16 protein-coding genes are annotated in these 14,192 nt (G+C 69.9%); 5 read left to right on the forward strand and 11 right to left on the reverse strand.

Translation table 11 applies throughout. The features are described 5' to 3' along the window. Positions 1-59 precede the first annotated feature (59 nt). Positions 60-1,280, forward strand: a complete 1,221-nt coding sequence (locus tag ACIBK8_RS10055; protein ID WP_399041252.1) for an acetyl-CoA C-acetyltransferase — start codon at positions 60-62, stop codon at positions 1,278-1,280. A gap of 542 nt (positions 1,281-1,822) precedes the next feature. Continuing rightward, a complete protein-coding gene (locus ACIBK8_RS10060) occupies positions 1,823-2,743 on the forward strand; it encodes a hypothetical protein (protein WP_399041253.1) in 921 nt (306 codons plus the stop codon). Between the two features lie 12 nt (positions 2,744-2,755). Here the strand turns inward: ACIBK8_RS10060 and ACIBK8_RS10065 are convergent, their stop codons facing one another. After that, entirely contained in the window at positions 2,756-3,076 is a 321-nt protein-coding gene (locus ACIBK8_RS10065; protein ID WP_393683092.1) for a hypothetical protein, read from the reverse strand. 97 nt (positions 3,077-3,173) lie between these two features. Here ACIBK8_RS10065 and ACIBK8_RS10070 point away from each other — a divergent pair, with 97 nt between their 5' ends. Further along, positions 3,174-3,401 (forward strand): DUF4287 domain-containing protein, encoded by a 228-nt coding sequence (locus ACIBK8_RS10070; protein WP_393683094.1) that lies wholly within the window; start codon positions 3,174-3,176, stop codon positions 3,399-3,401. A 100-nt stretch (positions 3,402-3,501) separates the two neighbouring features. Here the strand turns inward: ACIBK8_RS10070 and ACIBK8_RS10075 are convergent, their stop codons facing one another. The 9 genes from ACIBK8_RS10075 to ACIBK8_RS10115 form a co-directional block, all read right to left on the reverse strand. Next, entirely contained in the window at positions 3,502-4,368 is an 867-nt protein-coding gene (locus tag ACIBK8_RS10075) for a Bax inhibitor-1/YccA family protein (RefSeq protein ID WP_399041254.1), read from the reverse strand. Positions 4,369-4,581: 213 nt separating this feature from the next. Then, a complete protein-coding gene (locus ACIBK8_RS10080) occupies positions 4,582-5,835 on the reverse strand; it encodes a CynX/NimT family MFS transporter (protein ID WP_399041255.1) in 1,254 nt (417 codons plus the stop codon). A gap of 113 nt (positions 5,836-5,948) precedes the next feature. After that, complete coding sequence (locus tag ACIBK8_RS10085) at positions 5,949-6,731, reverse strand: MBL fold metallo-hydrolase (protein WP_399041257.1); 783 nt, start codon at positions 6,729-6,731, stop codon at positions 5,949-5,951. Positions 6,732-6,843: 112 nt separating this feature from the next. After that, a complete protein-coding gene (locus ACIBK8_RS10090; RefSeq protein WP_399041258.1) occupies positions 6,844-7,662 on the reverse strand; it encodes an SAM-dependent methyltransferase in 819 nt (272 codons plus the stop codon). A gap of 31 nt (positions 7,663-7,693) precedes the next feature. Further along, the gene (locus ACIBK8_RS10095) at positions 7,694-8,164 is read right to left on the reverse strand and encodes a MaoC family dehydratase (RefSeq protein WP_399041259.1); all 471 of its coding nucleotides are present in this window, start codon (positions 8,162-8,164) and stop codon (positions 7,694-7,696) included. Further along, positions 8,164-8,370: a phosphopantetheine-binding protein gene (locus tag ACIBK8_RS10100; protein ID WP_399041260.1), complete on the reverse strand. Its 207-nt coding sequence runs from the start codon at positions 8,368-8,370 to the stop codon at positions 8,164-8,166. The genes ACIBK8_RS10095 and ACIBK8_RS10100 overlap by 1 nt, the downstream gene beginning before the upstream one ends. Positions 8,371-8,374: 4 nt before the next feature. Further along, positions 8,375-8,788 (reverse strand): holo-ACP synthase, encoded by a 414-nt coding sequence (locus ACIBK8_RS10105; protein ID WP_399041261.1) that lies wholly within the window; start codon positions 8,786-8,788, stop codon positions 8,375-8,377. An 11-nt stretch (positions 8,789-8,799) separates the two neighbouring features. Beyond that, complete coding sequence (locus tag ACIBK8_RS10110) at positions 8,800-9,630, reverse strand: hypothetical protein (protein WP_399041262.1); 831 nt, start codon at positions 9,628-9,630, stop codon at positions 8,800-8,802. After that, positions 9,627-10,532 (reverse strand): diiron oxygenase, encoded by a 906-nt coding sequence (locus tag ACIBK8_RS10115; RefSeq protein ID WP_393683109.1) that lies wholly within the window; start codon positions 10,530-10,532, stop codon positions 9,627-9,629. The genes ACIBK8_RS10110 and ACIBK8_RS10115 overlap by 4 nt, the downstream gene beginning before the upstream one ends. 714 nt (positions 10,533-11,246) lie before the next feature. On the opposite strand from ACIBK8_RS10115, the gene ACIBK8_RS10120 reads away from it, so the two are divergent. Next, positions 11,247-12,338 carry a LysR family transcriptional regulator gene (locus tag ACIBK8_RS10120; protein ID WP_399041263.1) on the forward strand — a complete coding sequence of 364 codons (1,092 nt, stop codon included), beginning with the start codon at positions 11,247-11,249 and terminating at the stop codon, positions 12,336-12,338. Between the two features lie 32 nt (positions 12,339-12,370). Next, the gene (locus tag ACIBK8_RS10125; protein ID WP_393683113.1) at positions 12,371-12,592 is read left to right on the forward strand and encodes a DUF2180 family protein; all 222 of its coding nucleotides are present in this window, start codon (positions 12,371-12,373) and stop codon (positions 12,590-12,592) included. A gap of 158 nt (positions 12,593-12,750) precedes the next feature. On the opposite strand, the gene ACIBK8_RS10130 is transcribed toward ACIBK8_RS10125, so the two are convergent. Continuing rightward, entirely contained in the window at positions 12,751-13,842 is a 1,092-nt protein-coding gene (locus tag ACIBK8_RS10130; protein WP_399041264.1) for a trypsin-like serine peptidase, read from the reverse strand. Positions 13,843-14,192 lie beyond the last annotated feature (350 nt).

Raw genomic sequence — 14,192 nt, forward strand, 5'->3', positions numbered from 1 at the left:
CGCGCCTCCGGTACGCCTGCACCCGCTCGACCGCACCCTCTCGACCCCATGGAGCCGTGATGCCCGAAGCCGTGATCGTCTCAGCCGCCCGCTCTCCGATCGGCCGCGCCTTCAAGGGGTCGCTCAAGGAGCTGCGGCCCGACGACCTGACCGCGCACATCGTCCAGGCCGCGCTGGCCAAGGTGCCCGAGCTGGACCCGGCCGACATCGACGACCTGATGCTCGGCTGCGGCCTGCCCGGCGGCGAGCAGGGCCACAACCTCGGCCGGATCGTGGCCGTCCAGATGGGGATGGACCACCTGCCGGGCTGCACCGTCACCCGCTACTGCTCCTCCTCCCTCCAGACGACCCGCATGGCGCTGCACGCCATCAAGGCGGGCGAGGGCGACGTCTTCATCTCGGCGGGTGTCGAGACCGTCTCCCGCTCCGTCAACGGCAGCTCCGACGGCATGCCCGGCACCCACAACCCGCTCTTCGCCGACGCCGAGTCCCGCACCGCGTCCCGCGCGGAGCAGGAGGGCGCCGACTGGCACGACCCGCGCGAGGACGGCCTGGTCCCCGACGCGTACATCGCCATGGGCCAGACCGCGGAGAACCTCGCCCGCCTCAAGGGCGTCACCCGCCAGGACATGGACGAGTTCGGCGTCCGCTCCCAGAACCTCGCCGAGCAGGCCATCAAGGACGGCTTCTGGGAGCGGGAGATCACGCCCGTCACGCTCCCCGACGGCACGGTCGTCGCCAAGGACGACGGCCCGCGCGCCGGCGTCACCGTCGAGGGCGTCGCCGGCCTCAAGCCGGTGTTCCGCCCCGACGGCCTGGTGACCGCGGGCAACTGCTGCCCGCTGAACGACGGCGCCGCGGCCCTGGTCGTCATGTCCGACACCAAGGCGCGCGAGCTGGGCCTGACCCCGCTGGCCCGGATCGTCTCCACCGGCGTCTCCGGACTGTCCCCCGAGATCATGGGCTACGGCCCGGTCGAGGCCAGCAAGCAGGCACTCCGGCGGGCCGGCCTCGGTGTCTCCGACATCGACCTGGTCGAGATCAACGAGGCGTTCGCCGCCCAGGTGATCCCCTCCTACCGCGACCTGGGCATCGACCTGGACCGGCTGAACGTCAACGGCGGCGCCATCGCCGTCGGCCACCCCTTCGGCATGACGGGCGCCCGCATCACCACCACCCTCATCAACTCCCTTCAGTGGCACGACAAGCAGTTCGGCCTGGAGACGATGTGCGTGGGCGGCGGCCAGGGGATGGCGATGGTCATCGAGAGGATGAGCTGAGCCGCAGCGGAGGGTAGGGGTCGCCTGAGGGACGAAGGCGGCACCTGCCCGCAGCGGAGGCGAAGCTCAGCGCGACCATGGGCACGAGCGGCTGAGCTGAGCCGCAGCGAAGCTCAGCGCGAGCGCAGCAGCTGACCGAGGGTGCGCCGGGGCGGGTCAACTCCCGTTCCCCGCGCACCCTTCGGCGTCGCGCGGGTACGTACAGCGATCCTTGGTGACATGGGTCACCCGGTGACAAGATCGCGACCCAATCGCCGCCAGGATTGTGACCAACGCCCCGGGTAAATCGGGTTCTTGCAGGTCAGCGAGGGGTCACCCATCCGCATGAGGCCCTAAGCCCCCTCCATTTCGGGACATAGCGCACTGGGAACGGTCGCCGACGACCGGCAGGCTGATGTAGAAGTCGAGGGACATTCTGCTATCAGGAGTACGCCAGTGAGCGAGCGCAGCAAGGAGGTCCCCGCGGCCGTCGGCCGGGGGCTGACCATCGACAGGCACGCGACCCGCGCATACGGGGCCGCCGAGCGAAGCGGGGAGGACGCATGAGCGTCACCACCGTCGCCCTGCTCCTGGCCGCGGGTCTCGCCGTGGCGCTGGGAGCCGCGGCGCTGCACACCGTCCGCGCGCTGCGCCGGCAGCTCACCGAGCTGCGCGCCGAGCTGACCGCCACCCGGAGCGCCGCCACCGAAGGACTGATCCCGGCCGCCCGGCCGGCACCGACGCCGCTGGCCGACATACGGGCGGCGGTCGCCGAAGCGCTCGCCGACGAGCGGGAGCGTGAACTGGCCGAGGCCCGCGCGTTCTGGGCCGCGCAGGAGGCCAGGGACGCCGCCGACACCCCGTCGCTGCTGGGCGGCCTGACCGGTATCGGCGACGAGGGCCCGCTGGACGCGCGGACCGAGCAGCGTGAGTTCGCCGACCGGCTCGACCTGGACCACTTCGACAACCAGCCGTTCCTGCCCCGCCAGGCGGACCTCGCGGGCCTGGAGCCGTTCGCCTCGCTGGAGCCGTTCACCTCGCTGGAGCCCATCGACGCCCTGGAGTCCCTGGACGCCACGGAGTGGGAGCCTGCCGACGAGGGCGAGTCCGCCGAGCTGGCCGCCGCCCGCCGCCGGCACCCCTCGCATCCGGACTTCTCCCCCGTCCCTGCGGTCGGCGATCACGAGCGCACCGTCGCACGCCTGGAGGAGCTGGCCGATCACAGCGTCCCGCTCGCCGACGTACGGCCGGGGCCGCTGGGCACCCTGGACGTCTACGTCTTCACCGACGGCACCACGCTGTGTCTGACGCCGGGGCACCGCGAGACGTCGGAGAGCGTGGCGGACGCCCTGCGCGACGGCCACACCCCGGTCCTGCTGGGCGGCTCCGGCATCTCGGGCGCCTACGCGCTGACCTTCGCCTGGGGCGAGGGCAGGCAGCGACGCGTCTACATCCTGGCCGACCGCGTCATCGCCTCGCTCTGACGCGGCCCGGCGCTACCAGCGCCCCGCCGTCTCCCGCACCTTCCGTACGGCCTCCGCCAGTTCACCGGCGGGGGCCGCGCTCGTGTTCCGCAGCGCCTCGGCCAGGTCGTGCCCGGCCACCGCGAGCTGGTCGCCGACGGCGAACATCCCGGCGTCCGGCAGCGCGTACGGCTCCCGCTGCGGGGTCTCGATGCGCTGCGCGCGGTCGGCCAACTCCCGCGCGAGGGCGAGCGCTTCGGCCGCGGCACCGCGGCCGAGCGTGCTCTGCGGCAGCGATCTGAGGCGGTCGGCGAAGGCGTCCACGGCATTCTGCAAAGGCGTTACGTCAAGCACGGCTTGAGCCTATGCGCCACCCACAGGTGGTTGCCAACACCCGAACCCTCAGGCACGGTGTGCTGAAGACCAGCATCGAACGCGTCCGGAGGCGCCGATGTCTCAGATGTTCTCCGAAGAAACCCACCGGAATCTGCTCTCCCGCATCCCGCACTGCACCGGCCGGGAAATCTCCGAATGGCTGCGCACCGTCGATGAAGGCCCCGCACTCTTCCGCTTCGACGAAAGAGTCAGCTGGCTGCGCGGCGAGCACCAGCTCGCGTACGGGCACGCCAAGGCGATCGTCCACGAGCACGACCTCAGGCGCGCCGCCCGCAAGCGCTGAGCCCACGCCGGGAGCAGAACGCCGAAGGCCCCGCGGGCAGTTGCCCGCGGGGCCTTCCGTGCGCTGCGGCTCCCCGTCACCGGGGGCGCGGTCCGCCGGATCAGTCCCGGAGGATCGAGATCAGGCGCAGCATCTCCATGTAGATCCACACCAGGGTGAGGGTCAGGCCGAACGCCGCCAGCCAGGACTCCTCACGCGGGGCGCCGTAGGCGACGCCGTCCTCGACCTGCTTGAAGTCCAGCGCCAGGAACAGCGCGCCGAGCACCACACCCACCAGGCCGAACAGGATGCCCATGCCGCCGCTGCGGAAGCCGAGGCCGTCCCCGCCGCCGAACACCATGAACAGGCAGTTGACCAGCGACAGGAGCACGAAGCCCATGGCGGCGATCATCACGAAGCGGGTGAAGCGGGCGGTGACCCGGACGATCCGCGTCTTGTAGGCGACCAGCATGGTGACGAACACCGCCATGGTGCCCAGCACCGCCTGCATCGGCGCGCCGTTCATCTTCGGCAGGTCGTTGATGAACCCGCTGAGGGCACCGAGGAACAGGCCCTCCAGCGCCGCGTACGACAGGATCAGCGCGGGCGACGGCTTGCGCTTGAACGACTGGACGAAGCCCAGCACCATCGCGACCAGACCGGCGCCGATGGCGAAGCCGAGCTGCTCGGTCAGGAAGAGCCAGCCGACGGTGGCGCCCGCGATGACCGTGCCGAGCGTCATGGCGGTGCGCGCGACGACGTCGTCCATCGTCATCGGGCGGGTCTGCGGCGTGTACTGCGGCGGCGCCTGGGTGGCGGCCTGCGGCGCGCCCTGGGCGTACGGGTTGTTCGTGCCCTGGGCGTACGGGTTGGTTCCTGCGTACGGGTCGGCTGCGGGGCCCCCGGCCTGCGGCGGCGCGTTGAAGCCCGCGTAGCCGGTGTCGCGGCTGAACCCCCGTCGCGAGAAGACCGGGTTGCTGCTCCTCATCTCACTCCTCCATGGCCGCCCTGCGCGGCCTTCCCCTCAGGGTAATGGCCTGGCAAAGACGCTCGGCTACTTCTTGGGCAGGATCTTCCCCTGATTTCCGTGGGCGTATCTACGCCACGAGGAGTACGTACGGGAGCCCGCAAAGGTGCCCGGGGCCGGGGTCGCTGTGCGCCGCCCCCGGGCGGAGGCGGCGCACAGCGGGGTGGACGCGCCTCAGCGTGCGAGGTGGCCGCCGCGCCCGGCGAGCGCTCCCGTCAGACCCATCGGCACCGACAGGACCACCAGAGCGATCAGTCCCGCGGTCCAGGCGCCGGTCAGGTCGCGGGCGGCGCCGAACGCGGTGGGGCCGACGGCGGCCAGCAGGTAGCCCACGCACTGGGACATCGCCGACAGCAGCCCCGCCTCGTGCGTGGTGCGGGCGCACATCGACATGTAGGCGATGCCCAGGGACAGCACGGCTCCCAGGCCGAGGCCCAGCACCGCGGCCCACAGCACCGCCGCCCCGGTCGGCGCCGCGATCAGGCCGACGAAGGCGGCGACGCACAGCACGGTGCCCCATATCGCCAGGTAGCTCTGCTGCCGGGAGCGCTGCGCCCACACCGGCACCAGGACCGACGTGACCACGGCGGAGCCCATGCAGACCGCCAGCAGCACCCCGGCGCCGCCTTCGGTGTAGCCGTGGTCGATGTAGAACGACGGCAGCCAGGTGGTCGCGGTGTAGTACAGCAGCGACTGGAACGCGTAGAACAGGGCGACCGCCCAGGCCAGCTTGGAGCGCCAGATCGAACCGCCCTCGTGCACCTGAACCGGCGGCTGCTCCCGGCCGCGCCGCAGCCGTGGCACCCACACCACCAGCGCCGCCAGCGCCAGGACGCCCCAGACGGCGAGGCCGCCGGCCCAGGACAGCGGCAGCGCGTCCCGCAGCGGGACGGTGGTGGCCGCCGCGACCGCGCCGCCGCCGACCAGCATGGTGGTGTGCAGCCCCGACATCAGCCCGACCCGGTCGGGGAAGTCCCGCTTGATCAGCGCGGTGATGACGACGTTCGCGACGGCCACCGCGGTGCCGACCAGGAACGATCCGGCGAACAGGGGGAACAGTTCCGGGACCAGGCGCACCGCGGTGCCGGCCAGCAGCACCGCGAGCACCGCGACCAGGGTGCGTTCCATGCCCCAGCGGCGGGACAGCCGGGGCGCGAGCGGCGCGAAGATGCCGAAGCAGATCAGCGGCAGCGTCGACAGCACGCCGGCGCCGCCGTTGGACAGGCCGGTGACGTGCCGGATCTCGTCCAGCAGCGGGGAGACCGCCACGATGGCGGGCCGCATGTTGATCCCGACCAGCAGCACCGCCAGCGCGTACCAGATCAGGTGGCGCCGGCTGCGGGGCGTGCCGGGTGCGGGCCCGGCGGTCGGGTCGGCCGCTGCCCGGGGCGGCGTGGCGGGGGCTTCCGGTTCAGGGGGTGGGGTCACGAGCGGTCCTTCCGGGGTGCGGGGGTGCGCACCGACGGGCCGTCCGTCCGATCGACGCCGGGGAGGCGGGGTGATCGGATGGACGGCCCGGCGGGCGAGCGGGGGTGCTGTCGTCAGGCGGCGGCGGTGAACGGCACGGGTTCCCCGTCGCCGGGGGCGACCGCGTGCACGCCTCTGGCCTTGGCGGCCCGCAGGAAACGCCCCCGTACGTCGTCCTGCTCGGCGTAGTACGGCGGGTTGTCGAACAGCTCGTAGTGGATCGCGCAGGCGGTCTTCGCCCCGAGCACGACCGCGGCTTCGACGGCCTGTTCCGGGGTGAGCGTGGCGGGCTGGTTGGTGGGGGTGAAGCCCTCGCGCTGGGTCAGCACCCCGGCGATCGGCAGGAACGCGACGTCGAAGGGGCCGTGGTCCTTCGCGATCTGCCACCACCGGCCGTGCCAGATGGTGTCGCCGAAGTGGATGACGCGCAGGCCGTCGGTCTCGACGATCCAGGCGACCTGGTCGTCGCCGCGCCAGTCGTGGGAGGCCACCGGGATGGTGGTGAACCGCCCGATCTGCCGCCGCTCGCCCATGTCCTGCGGGGTGGCGGTCACCCCCATCCGGTCCAGGGTGCCGACGATCGGGGTGTGGCAGCCCACGGTGCCGCCGTCGTCGGCGGCGATGCCGGCGAGCAGTTCCCGGTCGCAGTGGTCGGGGTGGATGTGGGTGATGACGGCGTGGGTGCGCACCCCGGGGGGAGCCTCGATGTCGGGCAGGGGCCGCTTCGGCAGTCCCTGGAAGCCCGCGAGGTCCGCGGTGTTCTTGAGGGGGTCGATGACCACCCGCCGGTCTCCGGCGGCCACTTCGACGCCGGCCCAGGCGAGCCGCCGGAGTGTGACGGTCTCGGCTGCACTCATGGTCTGCTCCTCGCGACGCTGTTCGTGATGATTGCTTGCCGTGGACGGACGGTCGGACCACGCGCCGAGAGCGGCACGGCCCCGGGGGGCCGTGCCGCTGCACAGGCGGTGCTTACGCGAGTTCGGCGCGGAGCAGCCAGTTGCGTGCCACGCCCTTCACATCGCGCGGCTGGACGGCGTACGGCCAGCGGGTTTCACCGGCGCCCTGCTCGCCCGGCTCCTTGAGTTCCCGGACGGTCCAGCCGGTGCCCGCCATGAACTCCTCGGGCTCGTCGGTGCCGAAGAGCCACGGAATCCCGTCTTCCTTGAGTGCGGAAAGGAAGATCTGGGTGGCCGGGCCGCGCAGCAGCGACTTGCTCAGGATGTCCACCGCGACCCAGCTTCCGGGGGCGGAGTTGGCCGCGAAGGTACGCATCAGCGTCGCGGACTGCTCCTCGGTCAGGAAGAACAGCAGGGCCTCGGGCACCCACAGCGTCGGCAGCGACGGGTCGAATCCCGCCGCCCGCAGCGTGGTCGACCAGTCCCCCGCCAGGTCCGCACCGACGCGCCGCAGATTGACCGTCGGCGTCGGCGATCCGAGCTGGGCGAGACGCTTCTCCTTCTCGTCTATCAGGGCCTGGTGGTCGACCTCGTAGACGCGGACGTCATCCGGGAGCTTCAGACGGTAGGCACGGGTGTCCATGCCCGCCGCGATCAGCACCACCTGCCGGATGCCCTTCCCGACGAGGTCGTTGATGGTGTCGTCGAAATAGCGGGTACGGACGGCCACGAACTCGACCAGACCGCCGCCGCCGTACTTGTCGAGCAGCTCGAACCCGCGCGGCTCGGCGAGCGGCTTGGCCAGCGGGTCCTGGAAAAGCGCGTCACTCCGTTCGCTTTCCAGCGCGCGGGCGGCTGCGGTCCACTGCGACGTATAGGACACAGTCTCCATGACTGGCTCCGTTTCTCGAGGTGGTCTCTGGTCAGGAGTTCTTGGGCCGGCAACGGAACCGGGCGTTGAGGATCAGCGTGAGAACCTCGGCTCCGTCCGCGTTCAGAAGGCGTCCGCGGTTGCGGATGATGCGGAAGTCGGGCGCGGAGAGCGACGGCAGGGACGCGACGATCTCGCAGGTGCCGGTCAGTACGTCGCCCGGCCGGACGGGGTGCAGGAAGCGGAGTTCGTCCACTCCCGGCGAGCCCTCGACCGTGCCCTCGGCCGCCGCGTCGGGCAGCAGGGTCGTCACGTACAGGCGCATCCAGATCGCCGCTGTGTTCCAGCCACTGGCAATCAGGCCACCGAAGGACGAGGCGCGCCCGGCTTCCTCGTCCAGGTGGTACGGCTGCGGGTCGTAGGTCCGGCCGAAGGCGGTGATTTCCTCGGCCGTGACCTTGTGCGACCCGAGATCGTGCCGGGAGCCTTTCTCGTAGTCCTCTGCATAGAGCAGACGACCCATCAGAAGAACTTCCTCTGGATGGCCTCAAGCGTCCGGAAATCGGCCAGGTCGATTTCCTCGCGGTCGATTTCCACGCCACTGGCCTCCTCGATCGTCAGCACGAACTCGACGAAGGAGAGCGAGTCGACGAAACGGGCCGCGATGAGGTCTTCGTCCGGGGCGATGGAGTCGCGCTCGGGGTGCTTGGCCAGAAGCCAGTTCCGCACTGCATCAACGTTGGACGAGGTGGTGCTCGGCATGGAACGTCTCCTTATCCGTGGGATATCCCGTCGCGCCTGCGGCGACGGCGACGGCGAACTGGTCTTCGTGGGAAATGCTGACGTCGATGGCTTCGATGCCGGCTGCTGCGGCCCAGGTGCTCGCCGGCTTGCCGAGCCGGACGGTGGGCCATTTCCCTGTGGTCCGCAGAACTTCGATGGACTGCCAGGGAAGTGTGTGGTCGGCGACGTGGAAGAGCTTGAACACCGCTTCCTTGGCCGCGATGCGGCCGGCGACGCCGTGCAGGTCCCACCCGGTGGTGAAGCGGCTCAGCGCCACTTCCTCCGAGGTGAGCATCAGGAACAGGGGGCTGCGCTCGCCCGCGTCGGCCATGGCCTGCACCCGGGCGACAGGGACGAGGTCCACACCGACCCGGATCACGAGGCGGCGTCGACCGCGGCGCGGGCGCGCTTGAGATCTCCGTCGAACAGGTCGCTCAGGACCGCGAGCCACCGTTCGAGACCGAAGGCGACGCAGCCCGTGTAGGCGTGCTCGCCGGTCCCTTCCACGGTGATGTGGCACCGTTCGCCGAAGAAATTGCGGTGGGTGTTGACGGAGGCGATGGCCAGCCCGTCGGCCTGGAATTCGTGTTTGACCGGACTGAGCCGCTGGAGGAGCGCGCGGCCACTGTCGCGTTCGAAGAACGGGTCGGTGGCCACCTCCTTGACCAGGCCGATGCCGAGGTCCTTCGCGAACCTTTCGATCCGGTCGGTGAAGCGGGCGTTGATCTCCTGGGTGTGCTCCAGCGATCCGATCGCCACGATTTCTCTCATCTGAAAGCTGAGCAGCCGCCGCAGCCCTTCGTACTTTTCCTCGTTGCGGAAGCAGCGGTTGATGAGAGTGAGGGTGGTGTCGGGCGCCACCGCCCGGTTCTCAGCGTAGAGATAGGCGCCGTAACAGGTGGAGTGCGGCAGCCCGAGGAACGGGGGGTCGGCATCGCCGGGTGCGAAGGTGCCGTCCACCGGCTTCGGCGGGGTACCTGTCACGTCCAGCGGACCGCCGACGAATTGCAGGTGCGGGAAGTTCTCGTAGACGTCGAACTTCTCCAGGTCGCGGAGCGGGTAGACGGGCGGCGGAATGATTTCCCGCGCGCCGGCCTCGGCGGCCCAGCGGGTGATGGTGCGGTCCAGCTCGCGCAGCAGGTCGCTCTGGTCCGGGTCGAGGATGGTGAGCGCGTCGCCCTGAGCCGTCGAGATCGGCGCGGTCACGCGGCACCCCGATCCGCGACCGTCAGGTCCCGGTCCTGCAGAATCCCGGTCTTGGTGAGGAAGTTCAAGGGCTTGCGGAACACCTCCTGCTGGAACTTCGCACTGCGCGGCGAGGCCAGCAGACGCCGTCGTACGGCGAACGGCTCGGGAATTCCGGCGTCCTTGTAGACCTGCGGGTTGAACAGCGACTGGAAGCTGTAGTTCAGGTAGCGCTTGATGTATTCCTGGATCTCGCGAAGCTGTTCTTCCGACGCCTTCGACTTCAGGTCGTCGAAGAGCAGGGAGACCAGTTCACGGCCGAAGGCGATGTGCCGGGACTCGTCCTGGTGGTGAATCCGGTTGACCGCGCGGATCGTGTCGTGCAATTTCTCGTCGGTCGCCATCGTGCTGTTGAAGTGGTCGACCAGCTCCTCGAAGAGGAGAATGCGCACGAACACCAGGAAGCTGGCGGCTTCCGGCCAGGCGTCCCCGTCCCCTGCCGGCTCCATCTGCCGGTAGATCTTCTTACCGTAGCGCAGGCAGAACTCGGCGAAGAACCACATGTGCTCGTTCTCTTCACCGATGAAGTGGTGGAAGAACTCCGACGGAATTTCGAAGCCCCGGGTGTGGATGCGCCGGGTCACCTCGACAATGAGCTCACGGATTCCGTCCACATTGAGGCTGTAGAAATTGATGCTCTCGCACTTGGACAGGCGGTGGAGCTGTTCCTGGTCCAATTCGGCGGCAACGTCGGTCCCGTACGTGGTGGTGAGCTGAGGACTCATCCACCACCGGTTCTCCGGCAGGGAGTCCGGCCAGTCGAACATCCGGTAAGGGTTGTAGTAGTCCTCGACCGACTTGCGATTCAGACGCTCCAGGATCCCCTGGAATCGATCGTCCTTACTGATCAACTCTCCGATCATCTTACCTCCTGCGCTCGGGGAATTACCCTTGGGACGACAGTCTGGAAGGACGGATCAGACTCTGGAATGAAAGGAAGCACTGCCTGCTGTGGTGGTTCACCTGGCCGCAGAAATTACCCATGCGGAAGCCGGTACACCGTGCACGCGGCGGCGAGCTATCCGCTCGATACGCCCGTCATTGAAGTCCCCCGTCCGATGACTTTGCGGCGGAATGCCCGGCGGCACTCGGCCCATGCTTGCGACAGCGACAGTTCCACGGGGTGTCTCGAACAGTCCAATAAATCCGCTCTATAGCTCCATAGACGATCGCCAAGAGGGCAGGTCGGACGCCCTTTTCGCCGCGCAAAATATGACGTGTGTCACATCACGCGGCGGTATGCCGGGGGCATCAAGTTGGCCGACATGCGGCGGCGAGTGCGACACGGGGCGCTCAAGGTATGGGTATCGGCACCGGACCCGGGTCCGGTATCGGAGCCGGGGTGGGAACCGTCAGGAAAGTGGAGCCATCCCCTCCAACTCCCCCTGATGGTTAAGGAGTTGACTGGACTGAGTCCTTGACTGGACTCTGTCTAATACAGCTAGACTCCTGACCATCTGCGGAAAGGTTTTTTCGTAATGTGGATACCTTGTTAGCGGTCCACGCCCCCGGGGGCGTCATGCACGACAGGGCATGGGGACGACCGCTCCGAGCTGTCGAGGCGGGAGGCCATACACATGCAAGATGACGGGGGATCCGCACCGAACTTCTCCGGTTTACTGCGCCGGTTGGAGTACTTCGTCGTCGTGGCCGATGAACTTCACTTGGGGAGGGCGGCCCAGCGCTGCCAGGTGAGCCAGCCCACCCTGTCCCATCAAATGAAGGTGCTGGAGGAGGAGTTGGGCGCCAAGCTGCTGAGCCGCGGCAGCCGCCGGATGTCCCTGACCCCTCCGGGCGAGGCGCTCCAGGAGGAAGCGCCGCTGCTCCTGCAACGCACCTACGCGATCCGGGCCCGGATCAAGGACGCAGCCGCGGGGCACCGGCGCCCGATACGGGTCGCCTTCAGCCTCTCGGGACACGCCCTGCTCCAGCGGGAGATGGTCGCGGAGTTCCGCGCACGCAACACCGCTCCGGTCTCCGTCGAATCCGGCTGGTCGGAACGGAACATCGGCCTGGTGCGCGCGGGCCAGGTCGACTTCGCCTTCGTCAGGCCGCCCGTCGAGGCGGACGACCTGCGGCTTTCCGTGGTGGGCGACTCGGAGATCGTCAAGGTGCTCCCGGGGCCGGAGGCAGCTAGCCGCGCGGCGGAGGGGAAACCTGGCCAGGACCTCCCCCTCCTCATGTGGCCCAGGCCGCAGGCCCCCGGGCTCTACGACATGGTCCTGGACGCCATCCGGCGGGAACGCTCCCCCCAGGTCGCATGGGAGGAGCCCGACTACATCAACCTCGCCGCCGCCGTGGGATCCGGCGCCGGCATGTCGTACATGGACCGCGGCATCGCCGAGTGGCTGAGCCTCAGCGCGGATCTGCGCATCCGTCCGCTGGCGCCGCCGGGGCTCCGGACGGACATCGCCGTGGTCTGGCGCCATGACCAGGAGCTGGCGGCACGGTTCATCGCCGCGTGCCGCCGGGTCGGGAACACCCCCGGCACGGAACTCGGCTCCCTGGTGCGGAGGGCGACCGGCGCCGTCGTCCGCGGAGCACAGGCCCCGCCACCGCTACGGACCACCTCCGCGGACGCCACGCGAGCGGCGGCGGGCCACCGGGACCGGCCGGCCCATCAGGACACCGGCCACGCTCCCGTACCGCGGCCCCGCGCCCGCCCGTAAGCCACCCCGCCCGCACCGGAAGGAGAACTTCTGTGAACTGCTACGACTGTCATGCCTCCGAAAAAGCCGAGACCTCCGCGGTCGCCATGTGCCACTGCTGCGGCTCCGGCCTCTGCCCCGACCACCTCCACATGACCCGCCCGGTGGTCCACCGCCTGAACGGCATGGGCGTCGCCCACGGCCCCGCCCCGGCCCGGCAGCTCCTCTGCGCCACCTGCCACACCGCCCAGTCGACGGGCCTGCCCGCCGCCTAGGGTCCGTCCGACGGTGGTGCGGGTGGCGGGCCCGTCCCAACTCCCGCACCACTACGGAACGTTCAGCATGCTCCGGGGGCGCCACGGCAGGCCCTTGCCGCGGCGCCCCCGGAGGAGAACCCGCCCGAGCTGACGAAGCCGCCCGGCCGGTGCCCCGATCAGCTCGTCCGCTGGGCGCGTGCGTAGAGCGGCCCGGTGACGTCCGAGGTGAACTGCGGGCCGACGAGGTGCCGGACGCAGCCCGGGGTGTCGTCGGCGCAGACGTGGCCCGCGCTGTCGAAGAAGCCGCTCGTGGTGTTGTCGCCGACCACCGTGCCAAGACCCGACTTCGGGTCGAGGCCGGCTATCCGCGGGCCTCCGCTGGAACCGCCGCCCATCACACACGCGGTGCCCCACTGGCCCTTCGGCTCCGGCCAGTCCGGGGTGCCCGGGTACTCCCTGGCCTGGCCGGTGCAGTACGCGAGCCGCGCTCCGGTGTACTCCGGGAGCCCTTCGCGCGCCGGGTCCGAGGCCGCGCGCGGATATCCGAACTGGTGCACAGGACCGTCACCCGGCTCGTCGAACCCGATCTTCTGTGCGGCACCGACCACGTCCTGGAGCCGCCCGCCCCGCGCGTCCCGGTTCAGCACCACGAAAGCCTGGTCGTACCCGTCGAACTTCTCGGAGTGCTGCGCGTCGTTCTGCAGCCAGGTGGCAGCCGCGACCCCGAGGCGGCCGACGAACTTCCCGTAGGGCGCCGCACCGTCGTGGTACCCGGGGACGAACATCATGTGCGTCGACCACTGGTTGTCCTCGCCGAGGAGGTTGCCGTTGTTCACGCAGTGCCCCGCCGTCACCACGGTGCTGCCGTTGGCGCTGTCGACGACGGTGGCGGTGCAGCTGCTGTCCTCGCCGTGATCGGTGAAGAAGAGCCGGCCGACCGTCCGGGTCAGGGCACTCCCGCCGGTCCACGGCGCGCCGTCGGGCCCGCTCCTGGGCGGGTTGTCCGACGGCTTCCCGTTCAGCGCCGCGATCCGCTGCGGCGTCCAGTAGTCGAGTACGGCCTTCTGGTCGGCTTCGCCGACCGCCTGGTCGTGGACGGCCACTTCGGCGGGTGCGGTCGCGGACCGCGGGCCCGAAGGTGCGGCCGACGCGGGTGCCGGCAGTGCCGTCCCCAGGGCGAAGACCGCCACGGCCAGGGCGGCCGTACGTCGTAGATGCTTACCTGCCGGGCGCTGCGGACCGCCTGCGCGGTCGAGGGGTGTGGTCATGCGCGGAGAGTATGGACCAGGGGTCAGAAAGCTGTCAGGAAGTGGTCAGCAAACCTTGAGCCGGGAACGGGCCGGTGAAGAAGTCGTTCCCGAACACCCGGGGCCCTTCACCCATCCTGGTGCCCGGTACCGGCCGAACGGCGTTGACGGCTTCCCGGTAGATCCCGGCGGGATGCCCGGATTCAAAGGTTCCGCACTGCCGATGGGCTTCCCGGATACCGTCATCCCGCCACTTGCCCCGGTACCCGGTGACATTTCCGGCCCGGATTCCTCTTGGATACGCGCCCGCCCGGCGGAAGAAAAGGGGCCCGGTGCTCCCACGGTGCTCCCACGGGTTACGGGAGCAGGGC

The sequence above is a fragment of the Streptomyces sp. NPDC050161 genome (genome assembly GCF_044460025.1).
GTDB lineage: Bacteria > Actinomycetota > Actinomycetes > Streptomycetales > Streptomycetaceae > Streptomyces.

Coding starts and splice junctions, on each gene's coding strand:
- ACIBK8_RS10055 (WP_399041252.1), top strand. CDS start 60: ATGCCCGAAGCCGTGATCGTCTCAGCCGCCCGCTCTCCGATCGGCCGC.
- ACIBK8_RS10060 (WP_399041253.1), top strand. CDS start 1,823: ATGAGCGTCACCACCGTCGCCCTGCTCCTGGCCGCGGGTCTCGCCGTG.
- ACIBK8_RS10070 (WP_393683094.1), top strand. CDS start 3,174: ATGTCTCAGATGTTCTCCGAAGAAACCCACCGGAATCTGCTCTCCCGC.
- ACIBK8_RS10075 (WP_399041254.1), bottom strand. CDS start 4,368: ATGAGGAGCAGCAACCCGGTCTTCTCGCGACGGGGGTTCAGCCGCGAC.
- ACIBK8_RS10085 (WP_399041257.1), bottom strand. CDS start 6,731: ATGAGTGCAGCCGAGACCGTCACACTCCGGCGGCTCGCCTGGGCCGGC.
- ACIBK8_RS10090 (WP_399041258.1), bottom strand. CDS start 7,662: ATGGAGACTGTGTCCTATACGTCGCAGTGGACCGCAGCCGCCCGCGCG.
- ACIBK8_RS10095 (WP_399041259.1), bottom strand. CDS start 8,164: ATGGGTCGTCTGCTCTATGCAGAGGACTACGAGAAAGGCTCCCGGCAC.
- ACIBK8_RS10115 (WP_393683109.1), bottom strand. CDS start 10,532: ATGATCGGAGAGTTGATCAGTAAGGACGATCGATTCCAGGGGATCCTG.
- ACIBK8_RS10120 (WP_399041263.1), top strand. CDS start 11,247: ATGCAAGATGACGGGGGATCCGCACCGAACTTCTCCGGTTTACTGCGC.
- ACIBK8_RS10130 (WP_399041264.1), bottom strand. CDS start 13,842: ATGACCACACCCCTCGACCGCGCAGGCGGTCCGCAGCGCCCGGCAGGT.